At 72.4% G+C, this 24,089-nt stretch carries 25 protein-coding genes; 11 read left to right on the forward strand and 14 right to left on the reverse strand.

Annotation, left to right across the window (positions count from 1 at the left end; genetic code table 11):
• Positions 1 to 57: 57 nt before the first annotated feature.
• The 3 genes from EBO15_RS05160 to EBO15_RS05170 are packed head-to-tail and all read left to right on the forward strand — an operon-like array spanning position 58 to position 1,401.
• Entirely contained in the window at positions 58 to 705 is a 648-nt protein-coding gene (locus EBO15_RS05160; RefSeq protein ID WP_122193135.1) for a DUF2975 domain-containing protein, read from the forward strand.
• Positions 702 to 929: a helix-turn-helix domain-containing protein gene (locus EBO15_RS05165; protein WP_122193136.1), complete on the forward strand. Its 228-nt coding sequence runs from the start codon at positions 702 to 704 to the stop codon at positions 927 to 929. The genes EBO15_RS05160 and EBO15_RS05165 overlap by 4 nt, the downstream gene beginning before the upstream one ends.
• Before the next feature lie 58 nt (positions 930 to 987).
• On the forward strand, positions 988 to 1,401 hold the full coding sequence (locus EBO15_RS05170) for a CoA-binding protein (protein WP_122193137.1): 414 nt from the start codon (positions 988 to 990) through the stop codon (positions 1,399 to 1,401).
• Positions 1,402 to 1,404: 3 nt separating this feature from the next.
• Here the strand turns inward: EBO15_RS05170 and EBO15_RS05175 are convergent, their stop codons facing one another.
• Entirely contained in the window at positions 1,405 to 2,172 is a 768-nt protein-coding gene (locus EBO15_RS05175; protein WP_122193138.1) for an alpha/beta hydrolase, read from the reverse strand.
• A 101-nt stretch (positions 2,173 to 2,273) separates the two neighbouring features.
• On the opposite strand from EBO15_RS05175, the gene EBO15_RS05180 reads away from it, so the two are divergent.
• Complete coding sequence (locus EBO15_RS05180; protein ID WP_122193139.1) at positions 2,274 to 3,413, forward strand: hypothetical protein; 1,140 nt, start codon at positions 2,274 to 2,276, stop codon at positions 3,411 to 3,413.
• Between the two features lie 10 nt (positions 3,414 to 3,423).
• On the opposite strand, the gene EBO15_RS05185 is transcribed toward EBO15_RS05180, so the two are convergent.
• Entirely contained in the window at positions 3,424 to 3,780 is a 357-nt protein-coding gene (locus EBO15_RS05185; RefSeq protein WP_122193140.1) for a winged helix-turn-helix transcriptional regulator, read from the reverse strand.
• A 107-nt stretch (positions 3,781 to 3,887) separates the two neighbouring features.
• Between EBO15_RS05185 and EBO15_RS05190 the strand changes: the two genes are divergently transcribed.
• Positions 3,888 to 4,760, forward strand: a complete 873-nt coding sequence (locus tag EBO15_RS05190) for an NAD(P)-dependent oxidoreductase (protein WP_122193141.1) — start codon at positions 3,888 to 3,890, stop codon at positions 4,758 to 4,760.
• A 25-nt stretch (positions 4,761 to 4,785) separates the two neighbouring features.
• Here EBO15_RS05190 and purE read toward each other — a convergent pair whose 3' ends face one another.
• A complete protein-coding gene (gene purE / locus EBO15_RS05195) occupies positions 4,786 to 5,280 on the reverse strand; it encodes a 5-(carboxyamino)imidazole ribonucleotide mutase (protein WP_122193142.1) in 495 nt (164 codons plus the stop codon).
• A complete protein-coding gene (locus EBO15_RS05200) occupies positions 5,277 to 6,491 on the reverse strand; it encodes a 5-(carboxyamino)imidazole ribonucleotide synthase (RefSeq protein WP_267898380.1) in 1,215 nt (404 codons plus the stop codon). The genes purE and EBO15_RS05200 overlap by 4 nt, the downstream gene beginning before the upstream one ends.
• Before the next feature lie 296 nt (positions 6,492 to 6,787).
• On the opposite strand from EBO15_RS05200, the gene EBO15_RS05205 reads away from it, so the two are divergent.
• On the forward strand, positions 6,788 to 7,381 hold the full coding sequence (locus tag EBO15_RS05205) for a GtrA family protein (protein ID WP_233615966.1): 594 nt from the start codon (positions 6,788 to 6,790) through the stop codon (positions 7,379 to 7,381).
• A gap of 91 nt (positions 7,382 to 7,472) precedes the next feature.
• Here the strand turns inward: EBO15_RS05205 and EBO15_RS05210 are convergent, their stop codons facing one another.
• On the reverse strand, positions 7,473 to 8,750 hold the full coding sequence (locus EBO15_RS05210) for an ATP-binding protein (protein ID WP_122193145.1): 1,278 nt from the start codon (positions 8,748 to 8,750) through the stop codon (positions 7,473 to 7,475).
• A 1,002-nt stretch (positions 8,751 to 9,752) separates the two neighbouring features.
• Complete coding sequence (locus tag EBO15_RS05215) at positions 9,753 to 10,424, reverse strand: response regulator transcription factor (protein ID WP_019629095.1); 672 nt, start codon at positions 10,422 to 10,424, stop codon at positions 9,753 to 9,755.
• Positions 10,425 to 10,547: 123 nt separating this feature from the next.
• On the opposite strand from EBO15_RS05215, the gene EBO15_RS05220 reads away from it, so the two are divergent.
• The gene (locus EBO15_RS05220) at positions 10,548 to 11,006 is read left to right on the forward strand and encodes a hypothetical protein (RefSeq protein WP_122193146.1); all 459 of its coding nucleotides are present in this window, start codon (positions 10,548 to 10,550) and stop codon (positions 11,004 to 11,006) included.
• Here EBO15_RS05220 and treZ read toward each other — a convergent pair.
• Positions 10,945 to 12,714: a malto-oligosyltrehalose trehalohydrolase gene (gene treZ / locus EBO15_RS05225; protein ID WP_122193147.1), complete on the reverse strand. Its 1,770-nt coding sequence runs from the start codon at positions 12,712 to 12,714 to the stop codon at positions 10,945 to 10,947. The two genes, EBO15_RS05220 and treZ, sit on opposite strands and share 62 nt — an antisense overlap.
• The gene (gene treY, locus EBO15_RS05230; protein WP_233615968.1) at positions 12,711 to 15,029 is read right to left on the reverse strand and encodes a malto-oligosyltrehalose synthase; all 2,319 of its coding nucleotides are present in this window, start codon (positions 15,027 to 15,029) and stop codon (positions 12,711 to 12,713) included. Before treY ends, treZ begins: the two co-directional genes overlap by 4 nt.
• Positions 15,030 to 15,189: 160 nt before the next feature.
• Between treY and EBO15_RS05235 the strand changes: the two genes are divergently transcribed.
• Positions 15,190 to 15,621 carry a (2Fe-2S)-binding protein gene (locus EBO15_RS05235; protein ID WP_122193148.1) on the forward strand — a complete coding sequence of 144 codons (432 nt, stop codon included), beginning with the start codon at positions 15,190 to 15,192 and terminating at the stop codon, positions 15,619 to 15,621.
• 39 nt (positions 15,622 to 15,660) lie between these two features.
• Entirely contained in the window at positions 15,661 to 16,152 is a 492-nt protein-coding gene (gene bfr, locus EBO15_RS05240; RefSeq protein ID WP_122193149.1) for a bacterioferritin, read from the forward strand.
• A gap of 57 nt (positions 16,153 to 16,209) precedes the next feature.
• Here the strand turns inward: bfr and EBO15_RS05245 are convergent, their stop codons facing one another.
• Entirely contained in the window at positions 16,210 to 17,082 is an 873-nt protein-coding gene (locus tag EBO15_RS05245; protein ID WP_122193150.1) for an SDR family NAD(P)-dependent oxidoreductase, read from the reverse strand.
• Positions 17,083 to 17,176: 94 nt separating this feature from the next.
• Here EBO15_RS05245 and EBO15_RS05250 point away from each other — a divergent pair, with 94 nt between their 5' ends.
• Positions 17,177 to 18,268, forward strand: a complete 1,092-nt coding sequence (locus EBO15_RS05250; RefSeq protein WP_147481385.1) for a GNAT family N-acetyltransferase — start codon at positions 17,177 to 17,179, stop codon at positions 18,266 to 18,268.
• A gap of 26 nt (positions 18,269 to 18,294) precedes the next feature.
• On the opposite strand, the gene EBO15_RS05255 is transcribed toward EBO15_RS05250, so the two are convergent.
• Complete coding sequence (locus EBO15_RS05255) at positions 18,295 to 19,140, reverse strand: NAD(P)H-binding protein (protein WP_122193152.1); 846 nt, start codon at positions 19,138 to 19,140, stop codon at positions 18,295 to 18,297.
• 94 nt (positions 19,141 to 19,234) lie between these two features.
• On the opposite strand from EBO15_RS05255, the gene EBO15_RS05260 reads away from it, so the two are divergent.
• Positions 19,235 to 19,828, forward strand: a complete 594-nt coding sequence (locus EBO15_RS05260; protein ID WP_122193153.1) for a TetR/AcrR family transcriptional regulator — start codon at positions 19,235 to 19,237, stop codon at positions 19,826 to 19,828.
• A gap of 37 nt (positions 19,829 to 19,865) precedes the next feature.
• On the opposite strand, the gene EBO15_RS05265 is transcribed toward EBO15_RS05260, so the two are convergent.
• The 4 genes from EBO15_RS05265 to EBO15_RS05280 all read right to left on the reverse strand — a co-directional run bounded on the left by EBO15_RS05265 (position 19,866) and on the right by EBO15_RS05280 (position 24,040).
• The gene (locus tag EBO15_RS05265) at positions 19,866 to 21,326 is read right to left on the reverse strand and encodes an oxygenase MpaB family protein (protein WP_122193154.1); all 1,461 of its coding nucleotides are present in this window, start codon (positions 21,324 to 21,326) and stop codon (positions 19,866 to 19,868) included.
• Positions 21,323 to 22,045: a polyprenyl diphosphate synthase gene (uppS, locus tag EBO15_RS05270; protein WP_122193155.1), complete on the reverse strand. Its 723-nt coding sequence runs from the start codon at positions 22,043 to 22,045 to the stop codon at positions 21,323 to 21,325. The genes EBO15_RS05265 and uppS overlap by 4 nt, the downstream gene beginning before the upstream one ends.
• Before the next feature lie 138 nt (positions 22,046 to 22,183).
• Positions 22,184 to 22,783: a hypothetical protein gene (locus tag EBO15_RS05275; RefSeq protein WP_122193156.1), complete on the reverse strand. Its 600-nt coding sequence runs from the start codon at positions 22,781 to 22,783 to the stop codon at positions 22,184 to 22,186.
• 90 nt (positions 22,784 to 22,873) lie between these two features.
• Positions 22,874 to 24,040, reverse strand: a complete 1,167-nt coding sequence (locus tag EBO15_RS05280; protein ID WP_122193157.1) for an MFS transporter — start codon at positions 24,038 to 24,040, stop codon at positions 22,874 to 22,876.
• Positions 24,041 to 24,089: the final 49 nt, after the last annotated feature.

Genomic DNA, 24,089 nt, shown 5'->3' on the forward strand with positions numbered 1-24,089 from the left:
TATCGAAAGTCGTTGTTATCGAATATCGATAGCAACGACTTTCGATATGGAGCCTCCGTGACCGCCGCCCCCGTCCGCCGCAGCCCCCGGCACAACCCCCTCACCCCACTCGACGTGACACTGGACCTCCTGGTCAAGCTCATGATCGCGTTCCTCCTGTTCTCCGCGCTCACGACGGCGTTCGGCTCCGGCAGCATGTTCGGCTTCGGCGAGCGCGACATCTGCGTCCGGGACGACTCGATCTCGGTCGGCAGCGGCGAGGACCGCATGCCGTCGCTGTTCAAACCGGGCGTGGCGGCGAGCAACAGCGGCCTGAGCCTCTGCGTCAACAACGCGCCGCTCAGCTTCAAGGCCCTGAACGTGGCGACCATGCTGCCCACCTTCGTCCTCTACTTCACCGCGATCCTGTTGCTCTGGCGGCTCGTGCGGCACGCCAGGAGGGTCGGCCCGTTCCACCTGGGGAACGTCCGGCGGCTTCAGTTCCTCGGCTGGTGGCTCGCCGTCGGCGGCGTCGTCGCCAAGTCGGCCGAGGAGGGCGCGCGGCGGGCGCTGATCTCCGCAATGTACAAGGACCACGGGCTCTCGCCGCTCAGTATGATCGACTTCCAGCTGAGCCTGATCATCACGGGCGTGGGCCTGCTGGCCGTGGCCGGGATCCTGCGGGCGGGTGTGCGGATGCGCGAGGACCTGGAGGGAACGGTGTGAGCGGCGACGAGCACGCCGTCGAGGTCCGCCTCGACGCGCTGCTGGAGGCGCGCGGCATGACCCTGACGCAGCTCTCCGAACTGGTCGGCGTCTCGGTGGTGAACCTGTCGGTGCTCAAGAACGGCCGCGCGCGGGCGATCCGCTTCTCCACCCTCACCCGCCTCTGCGAGGCCCTCCACTGCCAACCCGGCGACCTCCTCACCGTCCCCACCACCGACCGCTGACGCGGCGCGCCCCTCACCGGCCGGGAAGGGTTGGGGGGGTGGCGGGGTTGTGGGGGGCATGAGTGCGGAGTTCGGGGATCAGCGGGTGATCAAGAGGTTGTTGCACGAGTCGCGGACGTGGGCGTTCGTGGGGCTCGGGGACAATCCGGAGCGGGACGCGTACGCGCAGGCGCGGTTGCTCCAGGGGCGCGGCAAGCGGATCGTGCCGGTGCATCCGGCGGCGCGGGAGGTGCTCGGGGAGCGCGGGTACGCGTCGCTCGCCGAGGTGCCGGGCGAGATCGACGTGGTCGGGATCTACCGGCGCGCCGACCAGGCCGGGGCCGTGGTGGACGAGGCGATCGCCGCCGGGGCGAAGGCGGTGTGGATGCCGCTGGACGTCGTCGACGAGGACGCCGCGCGCCGCGCCCGGGACGCCGGGCTGGACGTGGTCATGGACCGGTGCCCCGGCGTCGAGTGGGCGCTGCGCCGCTGACCGTCAGGACGCCGAGCGGGCGATGACGTCCCGCGCGGCCCCGATGATCAGGCCCGGGTCGGCGGTCAGGACGCCGACGTGGTCGGCCTCCGACGTCCCGTGCACGTTGACCAGGTCGTTCGCGTCGAGGGCGAGGGTGACGGCGGCGCGGCGGCGGGCGGCGTCCTCCACGGACGAGCCGGCGTGCGGGCCGCTGGCCATGACGAACGACGCCGGGACGCGCAGGGACGCGTAGTCGAGGTCGCCGTTCGACGCGTCCAGCTCGATGCTGACCTCGGCCGCCTCGGCGGGGGCCATCCGGAGGCCGTTGCCGAGAAGGGCGCTCAGGCGCAGCGCCAGGCCGCCTTCGGTGAACCGGGCGCGGACGCGTTCGCGGGCCGCGTCGTCGAACATCGTGATGGGGAAGGCGCCGTCCACGAGGACGACCCCACGGATCGAGTCGGCGTGCGCGAGCGCGTACCGGACGGCGACGGACGCGCCGTACGACCAGCCGACCAGCACCGGACGCGTCGCGCCCGTCGCCTGGATCACGCGGCCGAGGTCGTCGACGGCGGTCGCGAGCGAGTAGTCGGACGAGGTTCCGGAGCGTCCGCGGCCCCGGGCGTCGAAGGTGACGGTGGCGTGCGCGCCGTCCAGCAGGGTGAGGACGGGCTTCCAGTACCGCCGCGTCGTGAAGCCGCCGTTGACGAGGACGAGCGTGGGGTCCGGGCCGGGGGTGTGCCGCGCGTGGAGCCGCGTGTCCCCCGCGGGGATGCGGTACTTGCCTGCCATGAGGGCGCCTTTCGGGTCGGGAGGTGCGGGAGAAACTACATCGGTCCGCCGGATAATGGGCGCATACTGATCATGGGCGGCGCGACGGAAGGCGGGGCAGGATGGCGGAGGACGGGCTGCGCGGCAGGCTCTACGGGCTTCTGCTCCCGGCCGACGAGCTGTACGACCCGCCCGAGAGCGTCCCCGAGGTGCTGCCCGGCCTGCACATGGTCATCGCGGTGGACGGCGACGCCGGGCTGGACGAGGGGGCCCTGAACGCGCTCGGCGGGCCGGAGGAGCAGCTCGAGCTCGCCTTCCGGAACCTCCGCGAGCTGCCGGTCGGCAAGCACGAGGTCGTGCACGCCGACAAGGGCGGCACCTACCACGTCCTGACCGGGCCGAACGCGTTCACGGCGAGCCGCGTCCTCGTCCTGGACGCCGTGGCGCGGCAGCTGACCGGGCAGGACGTCCCGGACGACGGCGCACTGTTCAGCATTCCGGACAAGTTCCACATCCTGCTGCACCCGATCAGCGGCGGGACGGTCCTGACCGCGCTCGCCGCGATGGCCGAGGACACCGCCGCGCTGTTCAGCGCGTCCGAGACCCGGCTCAGCCCGCACGTCTACTGGTGGCGGGACGGCGAGTCCGCGCAGCTCACCGAGATCAACGGCCGCTCGCTCACGTTCGACTTCCCCGACGCGTTCCGCGCGATGCTCGGCGACATCCCCGAGCCCGTGGACGACCCGGTGGGCTTCCGCAAGCACCACTACCACTTCGTCCACACGGTGCTGCGGCAGGTGTCGGAGGAGCACGGGCCGGCGCTGCTCGCGACCACGCCGCCCGGCGACCTCACCGACATGCTGGTGAAGACCTGGGGGGACGTCGGCGACGACCTGCCCGCCGGGGAGCGCGTGCCGCCGGAGGGGCTGCGCGGGAACCTCATCGAGCTGAACGGGAACCGGCTGATCCTGGTCACGCTGCCCGAGCCGGTCGCGGCGGCCGAGGCGTACTTCGCGATGATCGTCCAGCCCGCGGGGTCGGCGACGACGCGCTTCTTCACGCTGGAGTACGCGGTCGACCCGATCACGCACGAGCCGGGCGCGATCCTCGGCGAGTGGACGCCCGAGGGCCACCACCTGCACCTGACGGACATGGCCACCGACCCGGGGACGTTCCTGCGGTCGACCGCCGCGCTGCTGCTGGCCGACGGTGAGGCCGAACCGGCCGCCAACAAGCGGCGCGGTCTCTTCCGCCGCCGCTGACGGCGCTCGCCTACAGGCCGCTGGCGGCGGTCGCGGGCCGCCGTCCGAGGATGTGCTCGCTCCCCCAGGCGCCCAGTGGCGCCAGGGCGGCGTTGAGGGACGCGCCGCGCTCGGTCAGGGAGTACTCGACGCGCGGCGGCACCTCGTCCAGGACCTCGCGGTGGACGATGCCGTCCTCGACGAGTTCGCGCAGCTGCGCGGCCAGCACCTTCTCGGTCACTCCCGGCAGCGCCCGGCGCAGTTCGCCGAAGCGGTGCGTCCGCTCGCCCAGCGCCCACAGGATGGACACCTTCCACTTGCCTCCGACGACGTCCATCGCCGCGTCCACTCCGCAGTGGAACGCACCCGGCCGACCCAGCACGCGCATCCCGCCGTCCTCCCCATCAGGCCCCATCAGGTCACTAACGCCAGGGTAACCACGCACCTTGAAGTGCGTACTGTTCGTATTGCGAACGAACCGCCACGCTGGACGGCATGAGCACCGACACCAAGAAGATCACCCTGCTGGGCCTCGGCGCGATGGGGACGGCCATCGCCCGCACCTGGCTCGCCGCCGGATACGACCTGACCGTGTGGAACCGCACCGCGAGCCGCGCCGAGCCGCTCGCCGCCGAGGGCGCCACGGTCGCCGCGTCCGCCGCCGAGGCCGTCGCCGCGAGCCCCCTCGTCGTCGTCTGCCTGCTGGACGACGCGTCCGTCGGCGAGGCCCTCGCCACCGCCGACCTCACCGGGAAGGACCTGGTCAACATCACCACCGGCACCCCCGAGGAGGCCCGCGGACGCGCCGCCTGGGCCGCCCGGCGGGGCGCCTCCTACCTCGACGGCGGGATCATGGCCGTCCCGCCGATGATCGGCGTCCCGGAGTCCGGGGCGTACGTGTTCTACAGCGGGTCCGGGGCGCTGTACGAGACGCACCGGGAGGCGCTGGCCGTCCCGGCCGCGACCCGGTACACCGGCGAGGACCCCGGCTCGGCGTCGCTGCACGACGTGGCGCTGCTGAGCGCGATGACCGGCCTGTTCGCGGGCATCTCGCACGCGTTCGCGCTCATGCGCGACACCGATGTCCCGCCGACGCGGTTCGCGGCGCCGCTGGTCGAGTTCCTGACCGGCATGACCGGGTACGCGCACGGCGCGGCCGCGCAGCTCGAGGCGGGCGACTACACGCTCGGCGTGACGTCCAACCTGGCGATGATGGTCCAGGCCAACGGGACGCTGCTGCGGACCGCCGAGGACCAGGGCGTCAGCGCCGAGCTCATCGCCCCGTTCATGGCGCTGATGGAGCGCCGCCTCGCCGAGGGCGGCGGCGCCGAGGGCACCACCGGCGTGATCGACCTCCTCAAGCGCTGACCTCCGGCGGAGGCGGCGCCAGGAGTCAGAGGGACTCGCGGAGGCGGGCCCCCTTGGCCTGCGCCTGGGCCTTGAGCTCCTGCTGGAACGCCTCCATCTTCGCCCGCAGCCCCTCGTCGTTCGCGGCGAGGACGCGGGCGGCCAGCAGCCCGGCGTTGCGGGCCGCGCCGACGGCGACGGTCGCGACCGGGACCCCGGCGGGCATCTGGACGATCGACAGCAGCGAGTCCATGCCGTCCAGGTACTTCAGCGGCACCGGGACGCCGATCACCGGCAGCGGCGTGACCGACGCCAGCATGCCGGGCAGGTGCGCGGCCCCGCCGGCCCCCGCGATGATCACCTTCAGCCCGCGGGACGCCGCGTCCGCGCCGTAGGCGATCATCTCGTGCGGCATCCGGTGCGCGGACACGACGTCCGCCTCGAACGGGATGCCGAACTCGTCCAGGGCCTCGGCGGCGAGCTTCATGACGGGCCAGTCGGAGTCGCTGCCCATCACGACGCCCACGACGGGACTGCTCATTGGCTGTTCTCCTCGGCACGGTCGGCCTGGTCGGTGTGGTCGGCGAAGGCGGGGCCCCAGCGCAGGAAGTCGGCGGCGTGACGGGCGCGTTCCCGCAGGTCGGCCAGGTCGTCGCCGAGGACGGTCACGTGCCCGATCTTGCGTCCGGGCCGGACGTGCTTGCCGTAGAAGTGGACCTTGACGCCCGGGTCGTGCGCCATCACGTGGAAGTACCGGGAGTACAGGTCCGGGTCGTCGCCGCCGAGGACGTTCGCCATGACCGTCCAGCGCGCGGACGGCTCGGTCGAGCCGAGCGGCAGGTCCAGGACAGCGCGCAGGTGCTGCTCGAACTGCGAGGTGCGGGCGCCCTCGATCGTCCAGTGGCCGGAGTTGTGCGGACGCATCGCCAGCTCGTTGACCAGCAGTCCGTCCTCGGTCTCGAACAGCTCGACCGCCAGCAGCCCGGTGACGCCGAGCTTGTCGGCGATCTCCAGGGCGAGGCGCTGCGCCTGCTCGGCGCGCTCGGCGGACAGGCCGGGCGCGGGCGCGATCACCTCGACGCAGATCCCGCCCTCCTGGACGGTCTCGACCACCGGGTACGCGGCGCCCTGCCCGTACGGCGAGCGGGCGACCAGCGCGGCGATCTCGCGCCGGAAGGCGACCATCTCCTCGGCCATCAGCGGGACGTCGCGCGCCAGCAGCTCGGTGACCACGGGGTCGTCCAGGTCCTTGATCACCCAGACGCCCTTGCCGTCGTAGCCGCCGCGGGTCGCCTTCAGGACGAGCGGCAGGCCGTGCTCGCCGGCGAACCGCTCGAGGGCCGCGCCGTCGGGGATCGCGGCGAACGCCGGGCAGGGCGCGCCGAGCGCGCTCAGCCGCTCCCGCATGACCATCTTGTCCTGCGCGTGCCGGAGGGCGTCCGCCCCCGGACGGCACGGCACCCCGGACGCCTCGACGGCCGCGATGTGCGGGCCGGGGACGTGCTCGTGGTCGAAGGTGAGCACGTCACAGCCCGCGGCGAAGTCCAGCAGGTCGGCCTCGGACCGGTCGTCCCCGACGGCCGTGCCGGGCGTCACCCGGGCCGCCGAGTCGTCCGCCGATCCGGCCAGGACCCGCAGCGACACGCCGAGCGCGATCGCGGCCTGCTGGGTCATCCGGGCGAGCTGCCCGCCTCCGGCCATGCCGACCACGGGGGTGCGGCCCGCGGCACCGCTCTGAGCTGCGTCTCTCACGCAGAGCAGGGTATCGGGCGGGAGTACCGGCGACACGCGGACGTGACCGAAAACGACGTATGCGAACTCTTTGGGCAATCCGTACGTCCAACCTGGTGCATCACGCCGATCACGGGGCATGAACGAGCATTGGGTGGGTACGGTGAAACGTTCATGTTCCGACGCCACAGAGGTCGCTTGCGTCTATCCTCGGTATGCCTCGACGGTTCGCGCACCGGCCGGAGCCCTTGAGCCCCCGCCCTGACGCCGCCGACCGCAACGCCTGTAGCCGAGGTCCGGAAGGACGGGTCCCCTACGTGAGCTTTGTCGCCAGTCTCTACCGACGGTTCGCGCACATCGTGCACGAACTCGCGAAGTTCGGCAGCATCGGCGCCATCGCGTTCGTGATCACCACGGGCGTCGGCAACCTGCTCCACGTCGGTTTCGGCGTCGGCGAGCTGACCTCGACCGGCGTCGGCACGGTGATCGCCGCGACCTTCGCCTACGTGGCGAACCGCTACTGGACGTTCCGGCACCGCGAGCAGAGCGGCCTGGGCCGCGAGTACGTGACCTTCTTCGTCCTCAACGGCGTCGGCCTGCTGATCACCTGGCTCATCCAGGGCTTCACCAAGTTCGCCCTCGACCAGCGCGGCTGGATCGCCTACAACGCGTCCCTGGTCATCGGGACCGGCGTGGCGACCCTGTTCCGCTACTGGGCCTACAAGAAGTGGGTCTTCCTGCCCGAGGGCGCCCCGCCGGTCACCCCCGCCACCGGCCTCCCCGACGCGTCCGCCTCCCACGACGAGGACGCCTCCGCCTCCGCTTCCGCCTCCGGCGACGAGAACGTCCCGCCGATGGAGTCCTCGTCCCGCCCGCAGACCGAGGGCCTCGCCGAGTTCACCCGCCGCTGACCTCACCCGCCACCGACTCCCACCGTCGCCGACGTCCCTCCGGCACGGTCACCCGCGCCCCGACGGGGCCTCCCGATCCGCGGTCCCGGGATCAGACGGGGCCGATGACCACGCGTTCCTCGGCCAGGCGCGCCTCGGACGCCTGGCGCAGGAAGATGCCGAAGGTCGCCGGACGCGGCTGGATCAGCTCGAGCCGTCCGCCGTCCACCGCCGCCAGGGACCGCGCCAGGTAGAGGCCGAGGCCGGTGCCGTGGCCGCCGCTGACGCTCCGCTCGAAGATGCGGGGCTCCAGATCGGCCGGGATGCCCGAGCCCTGGTCGCCGATCTCCACCACGACCGAGGCGGCGCCCTGCTTGGTGTTGATCGTGACGACGCCGTCGCCGTGCACGAGCGAGTTGTCCAGCAGGGTCGCGACGATCTGGGAGAGGCCCTCCGGCGTCGTCATGCCGACCAGGCCCTGCTCGCCGATGATCCGGATGTCCCGGCCGTCCCGGCGGAAGATCGGCCGCCACTCCTCGACCTGCTGCTCGATGATCTGGTCGATCGGCGCGGCGACCGCCCCGCCCGTCCGGTCGTGCCGGGCGCGGGCGAGCAGCTGCTCGACCACGGCGACCAGGCGCTCGGTCTGCGCGATGGCCGCCGCGCCCTCCTCGCGGACGACGTCGGGGTAGTCGGCGGCCTCGATCATCTCCTCCAGCCGCATGGTCAGCGCGGTCAGCGGGGTGCGCAGCTGGTGGCTGGCGTCCGAGGCGAACTCGCGGCTGGCGGCGAGCAGGTCGGCGATCCGGACGGCGCTGTTGTCGAGGACCTCGGCGACCCGGTCCACCTCGGGGATGCCGTACCGGCGGCGGCGCGGGCGGGCGTTCCCGGTGCCGAGCCGGTCGGCCGTCTCGGCGAGGTCGACCAGCGGAAGGGTGAGCTTGCGGGCCTGGAACATCGCCAGGCCGACGGTCACCGCGACGCCGAGCGCGGCCAGGCTGCCGATCAGCAGCATCTGCCGGAGCGCCTCGTCCCGCACCTGCTGGGCGGGCTGGGACACCTGGACGTGCACGCCGGACACGGTCGCGGTCGCGGTGAGCTGGCCGGCCGGGTTGCGCGGCGGCGTGCCCGCGGTCACGGTCCGGTTGTCCGGCAGGGTGATCACGATGTACCGGCCGGGATACTCCTGCGCGATCTTGTCACGGGTGATCGGCTGGCGGGACTCCAGGGCGAAGCCGACGCCGCCGACGATGGACGACGCCTCGCGTTCGAGCGACTGCCGGGCCTCCTCGTAGATGAGCTTGTTCGTGGCGTAGGCGAGGGGTATGCCGAGAAGCAGAATCGCGACGATCGCCACGGCGAGCGTCGACAGGAGCAGTCGGCGCCTCATCGGGCCTCCTCGGAGAGAGGCGGTGCGCCGGAACCGCTCGGGACGGCCCGGCCCCCGTACGGGTTGGACGACGACCGCGTCGCCGGAGGGGACGACCCCCGTTCCCCCGGGCGATGCGGACGGTGGTGCGCGAACGGCGTCCGCGCACCACGCGGACGGATTTCACACGCCCCTGACGGCGGCGTGTCCGGCACGCGTGAGCGGGCTGCGCGGGCGGCATGCGGACGCGCGTGACGGTCGGACATGACAAGGGAAGCCCCGCGCACCCCAGGGGGCACACGAGGACGGCGGATGCGCTCAGCGTTCCTCACGCAGCGTACGCGCTCCACCCAAATCACCTGGCTCGCACCCACACGGCCGGTGTGTGGTGACTCACACCGTTTGCGCGGGTTGCTCGGCGGGCTTGTTCTGTTGGGACATGACTGGTGACGTACCGATCGACGCCGCACGGACCCGCACCGGACCGGCCCCTACGGACGGGCCCGCCGCCGGACGTCCCCGTCGGCACGGCCCCGATCACCCCACGCACGCCTACCGACCGTCACCACCGGCGGCGAACCGCCCCGGGCCGCGGCCACTGGGCGCCGTCGCCGACCGTGGCCACCGGTCGCGCCGGGCGGCCGTGCCGCTGGACGTGCCTGGCGGCCGTGGCCGCTGGACGTGCCGGGCGGCCCCTGGACGTCACCGTCGGACGTTCACGCTGCCCGCAACGGCCGGTTCGCCGCGCGCGGATCACGACGAGCGCGGTCCGCAGGGCGTGCGTGCCTTGCGTGGTCGCCGGTCGAACCGCCCGTCCGGGCGTCGACCGGCCTGCCGGGCCGCTCGCCGAGCGGCCCGCCGGCCGGCGTGTCGATCGGCCTGTCGGTCTTCCTGCCGGCCCGGTCGGCCTGCTGGTCGGTCGGCCGGAAGGTGCACTGATCGGCCGGCCGCTTCGCGTGCTGATCGGTCTGGCGGTCCGCTCGCCGGCCCGGCCGGTGGGCCGGGTGCCGGACGGCGGGACGGTCAGTCGCCGCGTTCGAACCGGAAGCCGACGCCCCGCACGGTGGTGATGTAGCGGGGGCTGCCGGCGTCGTCGCCGAGTTTGCGGCGTAGCCAGGAGATGTGCATGTCGAGGGTCTTCGTGGAGCCCCACCAGTTGGTGTCCCACACCTCGCGCATGATCTGCTCGCGGGTGACCACCTTCCCGGCGTCCCGGACCAGGACGCGGAGCAGGTCGAACTCCTTGGTGGTGAGCTGGAGCTCCTGGTCGCCCATCCAGGCGCGGCGGGACTCGGCGTCGATCCGGACGCCCTGCACGATCGGCGTCTCGGTGCTGCCGCGGCGCAGCAGGGCCCGGACGCGGGCGAGCAGTTCGGCGAGCCGGAAGGGCTTGGTCACGTAGTCGTCGGCCCCGGCGTCCAGGCCGACGACGGTGTCGACCTCGTCGGCTCGGGCGGTCAGGATCAGGATCGGCACACCGTGGCCCTCCGCGCGGACCCGGCGGGCGACCTCCAGACCGTCCAGCTCGGGCAGGCCGAGGTCCAGCACGATCAGGTCGACGCCTCCGCCGAGGGCCCGCTCCAGGGCCTGCGGGCCGTCCGGGCTGACTTCGACGGTGTAGCCCTCGCGCCGCAGCGCGCGGGCGAGAGGCTCGGAGATGGACGTGTCGTCCTCGGCGAGCAGTACTGAGGTCATGAACCGATCGTATGGCCATTCATGAACGTTTCCTGGCTACCGCCGCGCTCTTGACCTGCGGTTTGCCACTCGTAGTACATCCTCGAATGCAGACATTCGTCTTGTCTCCGGAGGTATACGCACGTGCCGCCCCTCGACCCGGCCGTGGCGAGGCCGGTCGGCGCGGTGCTGTTCGTGTCGCTCGGCACCGTCCAGTTCCTGCTGGTGCCCGATGGTTTCGCGCATGCGCCATATGTCGGCGTTTGCCTGATCCTTGCGGTCCTGATGTCGTTCGGTGGGTGCGCCGGATTCCTTGCCGATACCCGGAATCGGGTGTGGTGGTTCGCTCTTGCCGAAGGCGTCGCCAATGTGCTCGGGGTCACCTATGTCATTGCCTGGGGCATACCTTTGGTGGACGCCGAGGCCGACGCGTGGGAGCGCCTGACGCATCCGCCACTTCTGCTCCTGAGCACGGTTCTGACCGCTTTGTCGGCGTGGGCGCTCTGGTCGGACCGCCATCGCCGCATCGGCGCGCGGCCCGTCACGTCGGCTCGCGAACGCCACCATCGGCCACCACCGCGACCCCGGTCCCCCACACGCTGACCATCCGGTCCGGCCCGGCCTTCCCGGACGTGAGCAGGAGGTCGGCGGGGCCGAGATCCAGGACGTCCTCGCCCAGGTTGGCGGCCACGCGGAAGCGTCCCCGGCGCATGATCGTCCAGGTGTCGCCCGTCTCGACGTGGACGCGGGTCAGGTCGGGGTCGGTGAACTCGGGATGCGCGCGGCGCAGGGCGATCAGCGCGCGGTACCAGTCCAGCAGTGCGCGGTGGCGTCCCTGGCCTGCGGCCGGTTCCGCCCAGTCGAGGACGGAGCGGCGGAAGGTATCCACAGCCTGTGGATCGGGAACCTCGCCCTGCCAGCCGTGCGCGGCGAACTCGCGGCGGCGGCCCTCGGTGACCGCGCGGGCGAGCCAGGGCTCCCGGTGGTCGGTGAAGTAGCACCACGGGGTGGACGCGCCCCACTCCTCACCCATGAACAGCATCGGCGTGAACGGGCCGAGCAGCAGGAACGCCGCGCCGATCTTGAGCCGTTCGAGTGGGAGTCCTCGCTCGCCCGGGCCGCCGCCGGAGAGGCGGTCTCCGGCGGCGCGGTTGCCGACCTGGTCGTGGTTCTGGAGGGAGACGACGAAGCGGTGGGCCGGGGTCCGGGCGCGGTCGACCGGACGGCCGTGACGGCGTCCCCGGAACGCCGAGTAGCTCCCGTCGTGGACGAACGCGCTGGTCAGGGCCTTGGCGAGGGTGCGGGTGGAGCCGAAGTCGGTGTAGTAGCCCTGGCGTTCGCCGGTGAGGAGGGCGTGCAGGGCGTGGTGCACGTCGTCGTCCCACTGGGCGGTGAGCCCGTGGCCGCCCGCCTCGCGCGGGGCGATCACCCGCGGGTCGTTCAGGTCGGACTCGGCGACCAGGAACGTCCCGCGGCCGAGGCGGGCGGCCAGGGCGTCCACGGCGACCGACAGCTCCTCCAGGATGTGGACGGCCCGCTGGTCGCGGAGGGCGTGGACGGCGTCTAGGCGCAGGCCGTCCACGTGGAAGTCGCGCAGCCACATGAGGGCGTTCTCGACGACGAACGCGCGGACGCCGTCCGAGCCCGCCTGGTCGAAATTGATGGCGTCGCCCCAGGGGGTCGCGTAGGCGTCGGTGACGTACGGGCCGAACTCTTTGAGGTGGTTCCCGGACGGGCCCAGGTGGTTGTGGACGACGTCCAGGACGACGGCGATTCCTCGTGCGTGCGCGGTGTCGACGAACCGTTTCAGGGCGTCCGGGCCTCCGTAGGGCTCGTGGACGGCCCACAGGCACACGCCGTCGTAGCCCCAGCCTCGTTCGCCGGAGAACGCGGCGACGGGCATCAGCTCCACGGCGTCCACGCCCAGGTCGACCAGGTGGCCGAGGCGCGCGGCGGCGGCGTCGAGCGTGCCCTCGGGGGTGAACGTGCCGACGTGGAGCTCGTAGAGGACGGATCCGGGGAGCGGACGTCCCCGCCATGAGGCGTCCGACCAGCGGAAGCGTGAGTGGTCGTAGACGCGGCCGGGGGCGTGGACCCCGCGCGGCTGCCAGGACGAGCGCGGGTCGGGGAGGACGTCGTCGCGGTCGTCCAGGAGGAACCCGTAGTCGGTGCCGTGGGCGGCGCCGGGGATCTCGGCCGTCCACCAGCCGTCCTCGGCGGCGGTCAGCGGCTGGACGCGGCGCGGGCCGGGCTCCAGGAGCGCGACCGCGACCTTCCGTGCGTCCGGGGACCAGACGGAGAATCGCGTCATACCGCCCCCTCGGGGACGAGGAGGGCAACGGGCAGCCGGTCGAGCACGGCGGCCAGGTCGAGTTGCGGGCCCTCGTGGACGTACCCGGTGAGGACGTCGCGCCATCGCCCGTCGTGCGGGGCCAGGAGGGTGGAGGCCCAGCCGCCGCGCCGTTCCAGGGTGGCGGGGAGGCGGGTGGCGAGGGTGAGGGCGCGTCCGCGGCGGAAGGCCACGACGTGGTCGGCGGCCGGTCCGACGGCCGTCAGCGGCTCGTGCGGGCCGGGCGGGGCGAACCAGGCGGGCCGGTCGCGGCGGAGGCGGAGGGCACGGGACGTGACCAGCAGTTTCTCGTCGTCGAGGCCGCCAGGGGCGCGGTTGTCGTCGAGGCGGGCGAGACGGGCGCGGCGGCGTCCGAAGTCGACCGGACGGCGGTTGTCGGGGTCGACCAGGGCGCGTCCGACCAGCTCACAGCCCTGGTAGAGGTCGGGGACGCCGGGCATGGTCAGCTGGACGATCTTCTGGCCCAGCACGTTCGCGCGCGTCCAGGGCTCGATGCGGGCGACGAAGCGGGCGATCTCGTACGGAATCCGAGAGGCCAGGATGGTGTGGAGATGACGGAGTACCTGCTGTTCGTAGGCTTTGTTCGGAGTGATCCAGTTCGTGGTGGTCTTGGCCTCGCGCATGGCCTTGAGCAGGTAGCCGGACATCCGGTCCTCGGTGATCGGCCAGGCGCCGACGAGCGTCTGCCACATCAGCTGTTCGAGGTCGGGTTCCAGCGGGGACGACGGCGCGCGCCAGCCGGTGACCGCGGCCTCCCACGCGTCCGGGATCTCGGCGAGGACGGCGAGCCGCGCCCGGACGTCCTCCTGCCGCTTGGTGTCGTGCGTGGACAGGGTCGTCATGGTCAGCGGCCAGTCCGCGGCGACGCGCCGGCAGAACGCGTGGAACTCGGCGGGCGCGACGGCGAAGCGCGCGGGATCGCCGCCGACCTCGTTCAGCGCGGACAGGCGCGACCAGCGGTAGAACGCGGTGTCCTCGACGCCCTTCGCCGCGAGCGGCGCGCTGACCTGCTGGAACCGCACGACGAACTCCGGGTCGCCGTACAGCGCCTCGCGGACGACGGCCGGGACGAGCGGCGCGCGGCAGCGCCTCGCCGCCTCGGTCAGCACGCGGAGCGCCTGGTCGGACGGCCCCGCGCCGGGCACGACGTACGCGCGGTACACCTTGATCGCGACGAGCAGTTCGAGGAGCGCGTCGCGCAGGGCCCCGGAGTCGTCGGAGGGACGGGCCCGGACGAGGACGCGGTGCAGCCGGTCGACCTCCGGGCGCAGCGTGTGCTCGGCCGCGTGCCGGCGTGACGCCCGCTCGACCTCGGCGAAGGTCGTCGATCGTCCGGTGAGGCGGGCATGGATCTCGGTCAGGGCCCTTTCCCCGGCCGGATCAAGGAAGAGCCCGCCGACCATGCCGAGCGCGTCGTAGCCGGTGGTGCCCGCGCAGACCCATCCGGCGGGCAGCTCCTCGCCGCGCGCGGTGATCTTCTCGACGAGGATCCAGCGGCGCGTCCGGGACGTGTCGCGTTCAGGGCCGCGTTCGGAGGCGTTGCGTTCAGGGTCGCGTTCGGAAGCGTTGTGGTCGGAGCGGTCGTGTCCTGGGGCGATGCGGTCGGAGAGGCGGCGGAGGTAGGCGCGCGGGTCGGTGAGGCCGTCGAGGTGGTCGATGCGGAGGCCGTCCACGAGGCCGTCCCGGACGAGCCGGATGATCAGCGCGTGCGTGGCGTCGAACACGTCCGGATCCTCCTGGCGGAGCGCGATCAGTCCGGAGATGTCGAAGAAGCGACGGTAGTTCGGTTCGCCCTGCCCGGGTGGGACGAGGCGTCCGCCGCCGGCGTCCCAGTCCACGTCGAACCAGTGCGCGTACGGGGATTTCGGGCCGTCCGCAAGGACGGACTCGACGGCCGGTCCGTGGAACGCCATGTGGTTCGGGACGATGCCGAGCAGGACGCGCAGTCCCTGGGACCGGAAGCGGCCGACCATCGCGGTGAACGCGTCCTCTCCGCCGAGCTCGGCGGAGATCCGTCCATGATCGACGACGTCGTATCCGTGGGTGGAGCCGGGCGCGGCCTGGAGCACGGGCGACAGGTGGACGTGCGAGACGCCGAGGTCCTTGAGGTAGGGCGCGAGGGCCGCCGCCTCGGCGAACCCGAAGCGCGGCGGGGTCAGCTGGAGGCGATATGTCCCGGACGGCGCGTCCAGCCCGGAATTCCGGCCGGACGGCGTGTCCGGACGCGCCCCCTGGGGCTCCTGAGGGCCGATCTCACCGGACCGTCCGCGCGTCACCGGCCACCCCTCCCATCGCTGGGAGGGAACCTTTCCCTCTGAGGGTTAGATCACACCGATCAGGACGGGACTGGCCATACCGGGCATCGGTCGCCTACATTAGGCATGCCTTACCTTATTGAGGTCGTCCTTACCCCTGCTCCCGAGAGGCTCCGCGCGCATGTACGTCTGCGTCTGCAACGCCGTCACCGAGGATGACGTGCGCGGCTGCATGCTCGACGGCGGTTGCCGCGGAGTCCGCGAGGTCAAGGACGCCTGCGGCTGGAAGCCCGGCTGCGGATCCTGCACCCGCCGACTGTATTCGCTGGTCAGCGAGGTGAACACGGCCACCGACCTGGTCGACGCGATCACCGGCGGCCCCGTCCCGCCCGTCCTCCCGGCCGACACCCCCGCCCCGCCCCTCGGCACCCCCGCGCCCGGCGCGACGCGTCCCGCGTGCGGCGCGGGCACCGCCGGGCCGCCCGCATGCGTGGCGGGCGAGCCGGGACCGGCTCCGGAGGGGCGCGTCCAGGACGCGCCGAAGGTGCTCGTCCCGGCGGAACGCCTCCTCGCGCCGGTCCGTTCGCGCTGGCTGCGCGACACCGCCGCCTGACACTGTCCGATCACGGAGCGTCATGGAACCATGGCGCCCATGGAAGGCGACAAGGACATCATCGCGCTGCTCAACGAGCAGCTCACCGCGGAGCTGACCGCGATCAACCAGTACTTCCTGCACTCGAAGATGCAGCAGGACTGGGGCTTCGACCGGATGGCCAAGAAGAGCCGGGACGAGTCGTTCGACGAGATGCGGCACGCCGAGCGGCTCACCGAACGGATCCTGTTCCTCGATGGCCTGCCGAACTACCAGAAGATCGGCACGCTCCGTATCGGGCAGACGATCGTCGAGCAGCTCCGGGCCGATCTCCAGATCGAGCTGGAGGCCGTCGCGCGGCTGCGTCCGGGCATCGACCTCATGCGCTCACGCGGCGACATCACCTCCGCGCGCCTGTTCGAGGACATCCTCGACGACGAGGAGGACCACATCGACTACCTGGAGACCGAGCTCGGCCTCGTCGAGATGCTCGGCGAGCAGAACTACCTCCAGCGCCTCACCGAAGGCCCCGAGGAGACCGGCTCCGACTGACCCGCCGCCCCACCCCGCCGCAAGCGGGTGGGTGGGGTGGGGTCAGGGGGCAGGGGGTCAGGGGGTCAGGGTGGTCAGGGATCGGCACAGGGACCAGACGGCGTTCTGGGCTTCGGGGTCCAGGGCCCCCTTGGGCCAGGTGGCGATGCGGGACCTGGCGTCGACATAGAGGGCGGTGCGGCCCGCGACGTCGGGGCTCGAGGCCAGGTGGACGCTCGATCTCGCCGACTTCGCCAGGTCGGACAGCAGAAGCGGGCCGACGAGTTTGAGCAGTGGCATGACCGGCCTGAACAGGTACGGGAAGGCGCGTGCCGGGGTGGCCTGGTTCCCTGGGGTGTAGGCGTGGCCCGGGTAGGCGACGTTGACGGTGATGCCGTCGCCGTCCAGCCGCTCCGCGAAGCTGCGGCTCATCGCCATCAGCGCCGTCTTGGCCTGGTTGTAGTGCGCGAACGTCCAGCCCAGGAAGCGTTTCTCGGCCTGGAGGTTGGCGGGGTCGATCGTGCCGTCCGGGAGGCCGCCGGTCAGGTTGACGACGCGCGCCGCGTCCGCCGCCCGGAGACGGGGCAGGAGCAGGCAGGTCAGCGCGTAGGGCGCGAGGACGTTGACGGCGAAGGTGAACTCGACGCCGTCGCCGGTGAGGCGCCGCTCGGGGGTCATGCCGCCGGCGTTGTTCACCAGGACGTCCAGCCTGTCGTGTTCTTCGGCGAAGCGGGCGGCGAGGCCGCGCAGGCCGTCGAGGCTGGAGAGGTCGGCGATCAGGGGTGTGACCTCGGCGCCCGTCGCGGCGGTGAGGGCGGCGGCCGCGGCCCTCGCGCGGTCCGGGTTCCGCCCGACGATGATCACTCGTGCGCCGAGGAGGGCCAGGCCGCGCGCGGTCTCCCGGCCGATCCCCGCCGTTCCTCCGGTCACCATGACGGTCTTCCCCTGCATGCTGCCTCCTCGCGCGTGGGCGGACGTCATCGAACGCCGTTCATGTCACCGAGTGCCATGTTAGTCACATAGTTGCATAAAGTACCCTTCGTGCATGAGCGGTGCGGAGACGATGGGGCTGCGGGAGCGGACGCGGCGCGCGGTGCGGCGGGAACTGGCCGGCCTCGCGCTCCGGATGTTCGTGGAACGCGGCTACGAGGCCACGACGGTCGAGGACATCGCCGCCGCGGCGGGACTGTCCAAGCGGAGCTTCTTCCGCTACTTCCCCGCCAAGGAGGACGTTCTGTTCGGCGACGTCGAGGATCTTGCCGTGCAGATCGCGGACGAGGTCCGGACACGTCCGCAGGGCGAGTCCGCCTGGGAATGCCTGCACGCCGTCCTGCGGGAGTGGGAGCCGCGCCTCCACACCGCCCAGCGTGATCTGGACGCCCTGCGTCTCATCGAGACGACCCCGCCGCTGCGCGCCCGCCTCCACCAGAAGCGCGACGAGCTGCGCGCGCTGGTCGCCGCCGCGCTGCGCGAACGGCCCGGAGCCGACCTCGACGCGTTCACCGCCGACCTGCTCACCGCCGCCGCCGGAGCCGCCCTGGACGCCGCGTCCCGCGAATGGCTCCGCACGGACGGCACCGCCGACCGCGCCGCGCTCATCGACCGCGCCTTCGCCGCCCTGGCCCCGGCGCCCGCGAGGACGGCCGAGCCGCGACGGTTCCGGCTCGACGCCCCGCTCGGCGTCCTGCCCGTCCCGGAGGACCACGGTTTCCGGAACCCGGCGCCGTCCGACGTGCCCGCGCTCGGCGACCTGATGTGGCGCGCCTACCAGGGGACGCCCGATCAGGCGGACGCAGGCGCCGACGTCCCCGCCGCGATCGAGGAGATCGGGCTGCTGTTCGCGGGCGAGCACGGGCGGTTCGTCCCGTCCGCGTCGTTCCTCGCCGAGGACGGGGAGGGGCGCCCGGTCGCCGCCTCCCTGGTCACGCTGTGGAAGGGCGTCCCGCTGCTGGCCTACCTGTTCACCTCGCCGGACCACGTCGGCCAGGGGCTGGGACGCCGCCTGGCCCTGGCGTCCATGCACGCCCTCGCCGACCAGGGCCACGAGCTGCTGTCCCTCGCCGTCACCGAGGACAACGTGCGGGCCCGCCGCCTCTACGAGTCGATCGGCTTCGTCCCGCACGTCCCGTCCGCCTGACCGGCCGGACGCCGGTCGGACGCCGGTCAGCGGAAGGCGGGGGCGTTGTCGCGGGCCCAGTCGGCGTAGGCGCGCGGGGCGCGGCCGAGGACGCGTTCGACGTCCGGGCTGAGGCGGAGTTCCGCCTCGGTCGGCTCGCCGAGGATCGACAGGGTCGTCTCGGCGACGGGCTCGGGCATGAACGCCAGCATGTGCTCGAGGGCCTGCTCACGGGTCAGGTCGACGAACCGGACGGGCTCCCCCAGCGCGTCGCCGAGGGCCTCCGCCTGCCGCCTCGGCGTGACGAGGGCGGGGCCGGTCAGCTCGTAGACCCGTCCGGCGTGGCCGTCCTCGCGGAGGACGGACGCGCCGACCGCGGCGATGTCGGACGGGTCGATGACCGGCAGCCCGACGTCTCCGAACGGCGCGGCGACGGTCCGCGACGCGCGGACGGACTCGATCCACGCGTAGGTGTTGCTGGCGAAGCCGCCCGGGCGCAGGATCGTCCAGTCGAGGCCCGAGTCGCGGACGGCGTCCTCGATGGCCTTGGCGACGACGCCGTGCGAGGCCGAGTCCGGACGCGTCACCACGCCCTGCGAGGACAGCAGGACCACGCGGCGCACACCGCCCGCCTTGGCCGCGTCGAGGACGGCGCGCGGGTCGATCAGGTGCGCGCTCGCCCCGCCGTTCTGGAGGAACAGCGCGTCCGCGCCGTCGAGGACGGAACGGAGGGCGTCCGCGTCGGTGAGGTCGGCGCGGACGTGCCGGACGCCGTCCGGGACGTCCTGGGCCGAGATGTTCCGGGACGTCGCCGTCACCCGCTCGCCGTCCGCCGCGAGCGTCCGCACGAGCGCGCCGCCGACGTTTCCGGTCGCTCCGGTCACCACGATCATGTCGTCTCCCAGGTAGTTGTTAGTTAGTTGGCTGACTCACTTGCCTGGCATGACCGTAGCACGAGCGGACCGGGGTCTGTCTATAGTGAGTCAGGTGACCAACTCAACGAAGACGCGCGGAGCCGACAAGCGGAGGCGCCTCACCGCGGCCGCCGCCGAGGTCGTCCACCACCAGGGCGCGGAGCGCACGACGATCGCCGACATCGCCAAGGCCGCCGACGTGCCGGTCGGGAACGTCTACTACTACTTCAAGACCAAGGACGACCTGGTCGAGGCCGCCCTGTCCGAGCACGCCGGGAACCTGGCCGCGATCACCGCCGAGCTCGACACGCTCCCGGACCCGCTCGACCGACTGAAGGCCCTGGTCGAGGCGTGGGTCGGGCAGCGCGACACCGCCGCCCGCTACGGCTGCCCGACCGGGACTCTGGCCTCCGAGCTGGGCAAACGCGAGGACGGCGGCCTGAGCGACGAGGCGGGGCGGGTCATCCGGCTGCTGCTGACCTGGGTCGAGCGTCAGTTCCGCGAGCTCGGCCTGGACGACCCCGGCGACCTCGCCCTCACCTTCGTCGGCGCCTACCAGGGCATGTCCCTGCTGGCCAACGCCCTCCGCGACCCCGGCGTCATGACCGGCCAGGGCGCCCGCCTCACCCGCTGGCTCGACGACCTCACCGCCGACGCGCGGCGGTGAGGCCCGGTTCAACGGCGGGCGGGCGCCCGGCCCGGGGTCACGCCTGGGCCAGGAGGGAGTCGTAGCCCGCGGAGCTCTGGCGTCCGGACATGAAGGCCAGGAACTCGCGGACGAACTCGCTGCGCGAGTAGCGGGCGTCCTGGCCGGAGGTCTCGACGTCACGAGAGAAGGCGGTGCGGAAGAGCGCGCGGTGCTCGACGGCGCTGATCGTCTGGTCGCCGTCGGCGTCGGTCGCCTCGAAGAGGACCTCGGCGACCCTGACCAGCGCGGGGCTGGCCGCGGACGACGCGGCGGCGGCGTACTCGGCGCGGCTGACCCGGCCGTCGCCGTCGCCGTCGAGGGTGGACGCGAGCTCGCGCCACCAGCCGGCGAACGCGTCGAACAGGCGCTCCTCTCCGTCCGCGTCGAGGTCCAGGCGGGACGCGACCTCGCGGGCCATGGCGGCGATGTCCGGCCAGGACACGTAGCCGTCGCCGGTCTGGTCGAGGACCTCGGCGAAGAACCGCTCGGCCGACCGCGCCGCGCTCCCGGAGGCGGACGAGGACGCGCCGTCGCCGGACATCGGGGACAGCAGGCGGACGAGGGCGGCGGCGCGGCGCTGCTGGCGGCGCAGCGAGGAGAGCAGCGACGGGCCGGATCCGCCGTTCGCGAGGCTGGGATCGAGGAGACCGATGACCGTGTCGGTCCGCGTCCAGGACTGCGGCAGGACGCGGGCGGCGACGCCGGTGCCCATGTAGACGCCGCGGGTCAGCGTGTGCGCGCCGGGCACGTCGGCGAGCCCCGCCCGCTGGCGCACGGACTCGGGCAGCGTCGCCTTCAGGAACTCGGTGATCACCGGCCCGGCCATGCCCCGCCCGGCGGCCCAGAGCGCCGGGTGGCCGCGGAGCAGCGGCGGCGCGGGCATCCGCCCGAACAGCTCGAACAGGATGATCCGCATGGCCTCGGTGTTCTCCAGGCCGCGCTCGATCACGTCGTCGAAATAGGGCCAGAACTCCTCGACGGTCGCGGGCAGGTGGTCGGCGTTCCCTTCCAGGAGCACCAGGAAGGCCCGGAATTCCTCGTAGAGGCGGACCATGTCGTCCGCGCTCATGGAAACGCCGCTCATCCGGTTCAGATTCACGGTCGACTCGAACAGGGAGCCGACCACCCAGGCGCGGGCGTCCGGGTCCATCGCGTTATAGGGACGGCCCTTCGGGTCGACGCCGGCGATGCGCGCGTGCATCCGGTTGAGGCGCGCGCCCTCCTTGTCCCGGACGCGCGGGTCGGCGTCCAGGACGCGCTGGACGCTGAGCAGCGTGTTGAAGATGCGCCGCCAGGGATGCGCGACGAAGGTGGAGTTCTCGATGAGCGCCGCGCCGATCTGCGGATGCGCAGCCTCCAGCACCGTCGCGCGGACGACGGCCAGCCCCCACCGGGCGTCCTGGCAGTATCCGTTCAGCAGCGCGTCGGGACAGAGAATCGAGATGTCGGGCTGTTCGACGATGGTTTCGGCGCTCATCTATTCCCTTTCACCATGGGATTCGGCGACCGGACGTCACCGAACCGTCGTTCGCGGTTCCGGTAGGCGCCCAGGCATTCATGGAAGTGCTCGGCCCGGAAATCGGGCCAGAGCACCTCGGGGAACACCCATTCGGCGTAGGCGACCTGCCAGAGCATGAAGTTGGAGATGCGCTGCTCCCCGGACGTCCGGATGACGAGGTCGACGTCCGGGGTGTCGGGATGCGGCAGGTGTTCGGCGAAGCTCTCCTCGGTGACCTGGTCGGCGGCCACCCCGTCGCGGATCAGGTTCCGCGCGGCCTCGACGATGTCGCGGCGCCCGCCGTGGTCGAACGCCACGGTCAGCGTCATCCCGCGGTTGTCGCGGGTGAGCTCGACCAGGTCGGCGATGTCCTGCGCCAGTCCCGGCGGGATGCGGGGGTCCGAGACGCCGAGGAACCGGCAGCGGATGCCGCGGGCGCACATGGAGAGCGCGTGCTTGCGCAGCGTCCGCCGGATCAGGCCCATGAGGAAGTCGATCTCGTCGCTCGGGCGCCGCCAGTTCTCCGTGGAGAAGGCGTACAGGCTGAGCCAGCGCACGCCCGAGGCCCGCGCCGCCTCGATGACGTCGATGACGGCCGCCTCCGCCGCCCGGTGCCCGGCCGTCCGCGGGAGACACCTCTGCCTTGCCCAGCGGCCATTGCCGTCCATCACGCAGGCGACATGACGGGGCGCGGTCATCACGGGTCCAACCCCTCTGTTTTCACCCCCTAAGCATCCGCTCCTCCCTCATGACCCGCTTCGGTTAGCGACTATTTGCATCCATACAGTGACGACCTTGTGTCCGAGCCGCGCCCGGCAGCGGCCTCGGGCGGAAGGTCAGAAGTTGATCGCGGCCAGGCCCCAGCCCCGGGCGGCGGCCTCCCGGACGGCGTCGGCCCACTGCACCACCAGGGCCTCGAACTCCTCGAACGCTCCGATCCAGCGGCCGGGTTCGGCGGCGTGAGCGTCGAAGGGCGCGCGGAGTTCTTGCAGGTGGGGGGCCAGACGCGTCCAGGCGTCCGCGAGGCCCCGGACGGTTTGGGGGGCGCAGGCGATCAGCATCGTGACGTGCCGGTCGTCGAGCTGCGGGAAGACGCCGGGTTCGAGGTGGTCGCCGGGGTCCTCGGCGAGAAGACGGCCGAAGAAGGCGTCGCCGTCGGCGCGCACGGACGGGTCGACGGCGTCGCGCATGTGGTCCCAGGAGCGGCCCGTCCAGGCGTGGGGTTTGCCGGAACCTGCGGTGTCACGGAACTCGTAGAGGGCGTACCAGGCCATATCGGGATGTTCGGGCCAGACGAGGCCGGGGCGCGGGTCGTACGAGCCGTCCTCAGGGACGAGGGCGCAGACGGCGTCCTCGAGGAATCCGTAGCGGGACTCGGGTGGGACGTTCAGGACGTGCGTCCAGTCGACGATGAGAGCGGTGAGGTCCAGGCCCATGGCGGTTCGCGCTCCTTGAGATATGGGGAAAGTGCGGCGTGTGAACAGTGTGGGCGGACGCGGCGTGGCCGGGTGTGCACCGTTCCCCGGTCATCGCGTCGCCGCCGCCTTGGCGCGCTTGTCGATCCGTCCTGAGCAGAGGGCGAGGGCGAGCCCTGTGGCGGCCAGTACCGCGCCGATGGCGTTGGGGCCGGTGTAGCCGAATCCGGCTCTGATCACCATGCCGCCCAGGAACGCGCCGAGCGCGTTGGCGATGTTGAACGCCGACAGGTTCAGCGCGGAGGCCAGGGTGGGAGCGCCGGTGGCCTTGTCCAGGACGCGCATCTGCAGCGCCGGGACGGTCGCGAACCCGAACAGTCCCAGCATGAACAGGGTGCAGGCGGCGAGGACCTTGCTGTGCGCCGTCACCACGAACAGGCTCAGTACGACGGTCAGCCCGGCCAGGAACACGTACAGGCTCGGCATGAGCCGCCGCCCGGCGAACCGGCCCGACACCACGTTGCCGGTGGCCATGCCCAGCCCGAAGACGACCAGCAGCACCGTCATGCTGGACGCGCCGAACCCGGCGACCGTGGTCATCATCGGCGTGATGTAGGTGAAGGAGGCGAACACACCGCCGAAGCCCGCCGTCGTCACCGCCATCGCGAGCCAGACCTGGGGACGCCGCAGCGCCGCCAGTTCCGAGCCCAGCCCCACCTGCTCCTCGGGCCGCAGATCGCGCGGGACCAGCAAGGCGATGCCGGCCATCGACAGCGCGCCCAGCGCCGCGATCGCCCAGAACGTGGCCCGCCAGCCCGCGACCTGGCCGAGCCAGGTCACCAGCGGCACCCCGGCCACGTTCGCCATGGTGAACCCGCCGAACAACACCGACATCGCGCTCGCGCGGCGCTCCGGCGGGACGAGCCGCGCCGCGACCACCGCCCCGACCCCGAACAGCGCCCCCTGCGGCACGCCCGCGACCACCCTGGCCACCAGCAGCACGCCGTAGCCGGAGGCGACCGCCGACAGGACGCTGCCCGCCACCAGCAGCGCCGCGACGACCAGCAGGGTCGTGCGGCGGGACAGCCGGGCCGAGGCCGCGGTCAGCAGCGGCGCGCCGACGATCACACCGGCGGCGTACCCGGTGATCAGGCCCCCCGCGTCCGGGATCGACACCCCCACGCCCCGGGCGACCTGCGGCAGCAGCCCCATGATCGCGAACTCCGAGGTCCCCACCCCGAACGCCGTGACGGCCAGGGCGAACAAAGCCAACGGCATGACGCCGCACTCCTCACCAGACGGGAAACGATGACGTGAAACGATCACC

Origin of the sequence: Actinomadura harenae (genome assembly GCF_003696215.1) — a bacterium.
In the GTDB taxonomy this organism is placed as follows: domain Bacteria; phylum Actinomycetota; class Actinomycetes; order Streptosporangiales; family Streptosporangiaceae; genus Spirillospora; species Spirillospora harenae.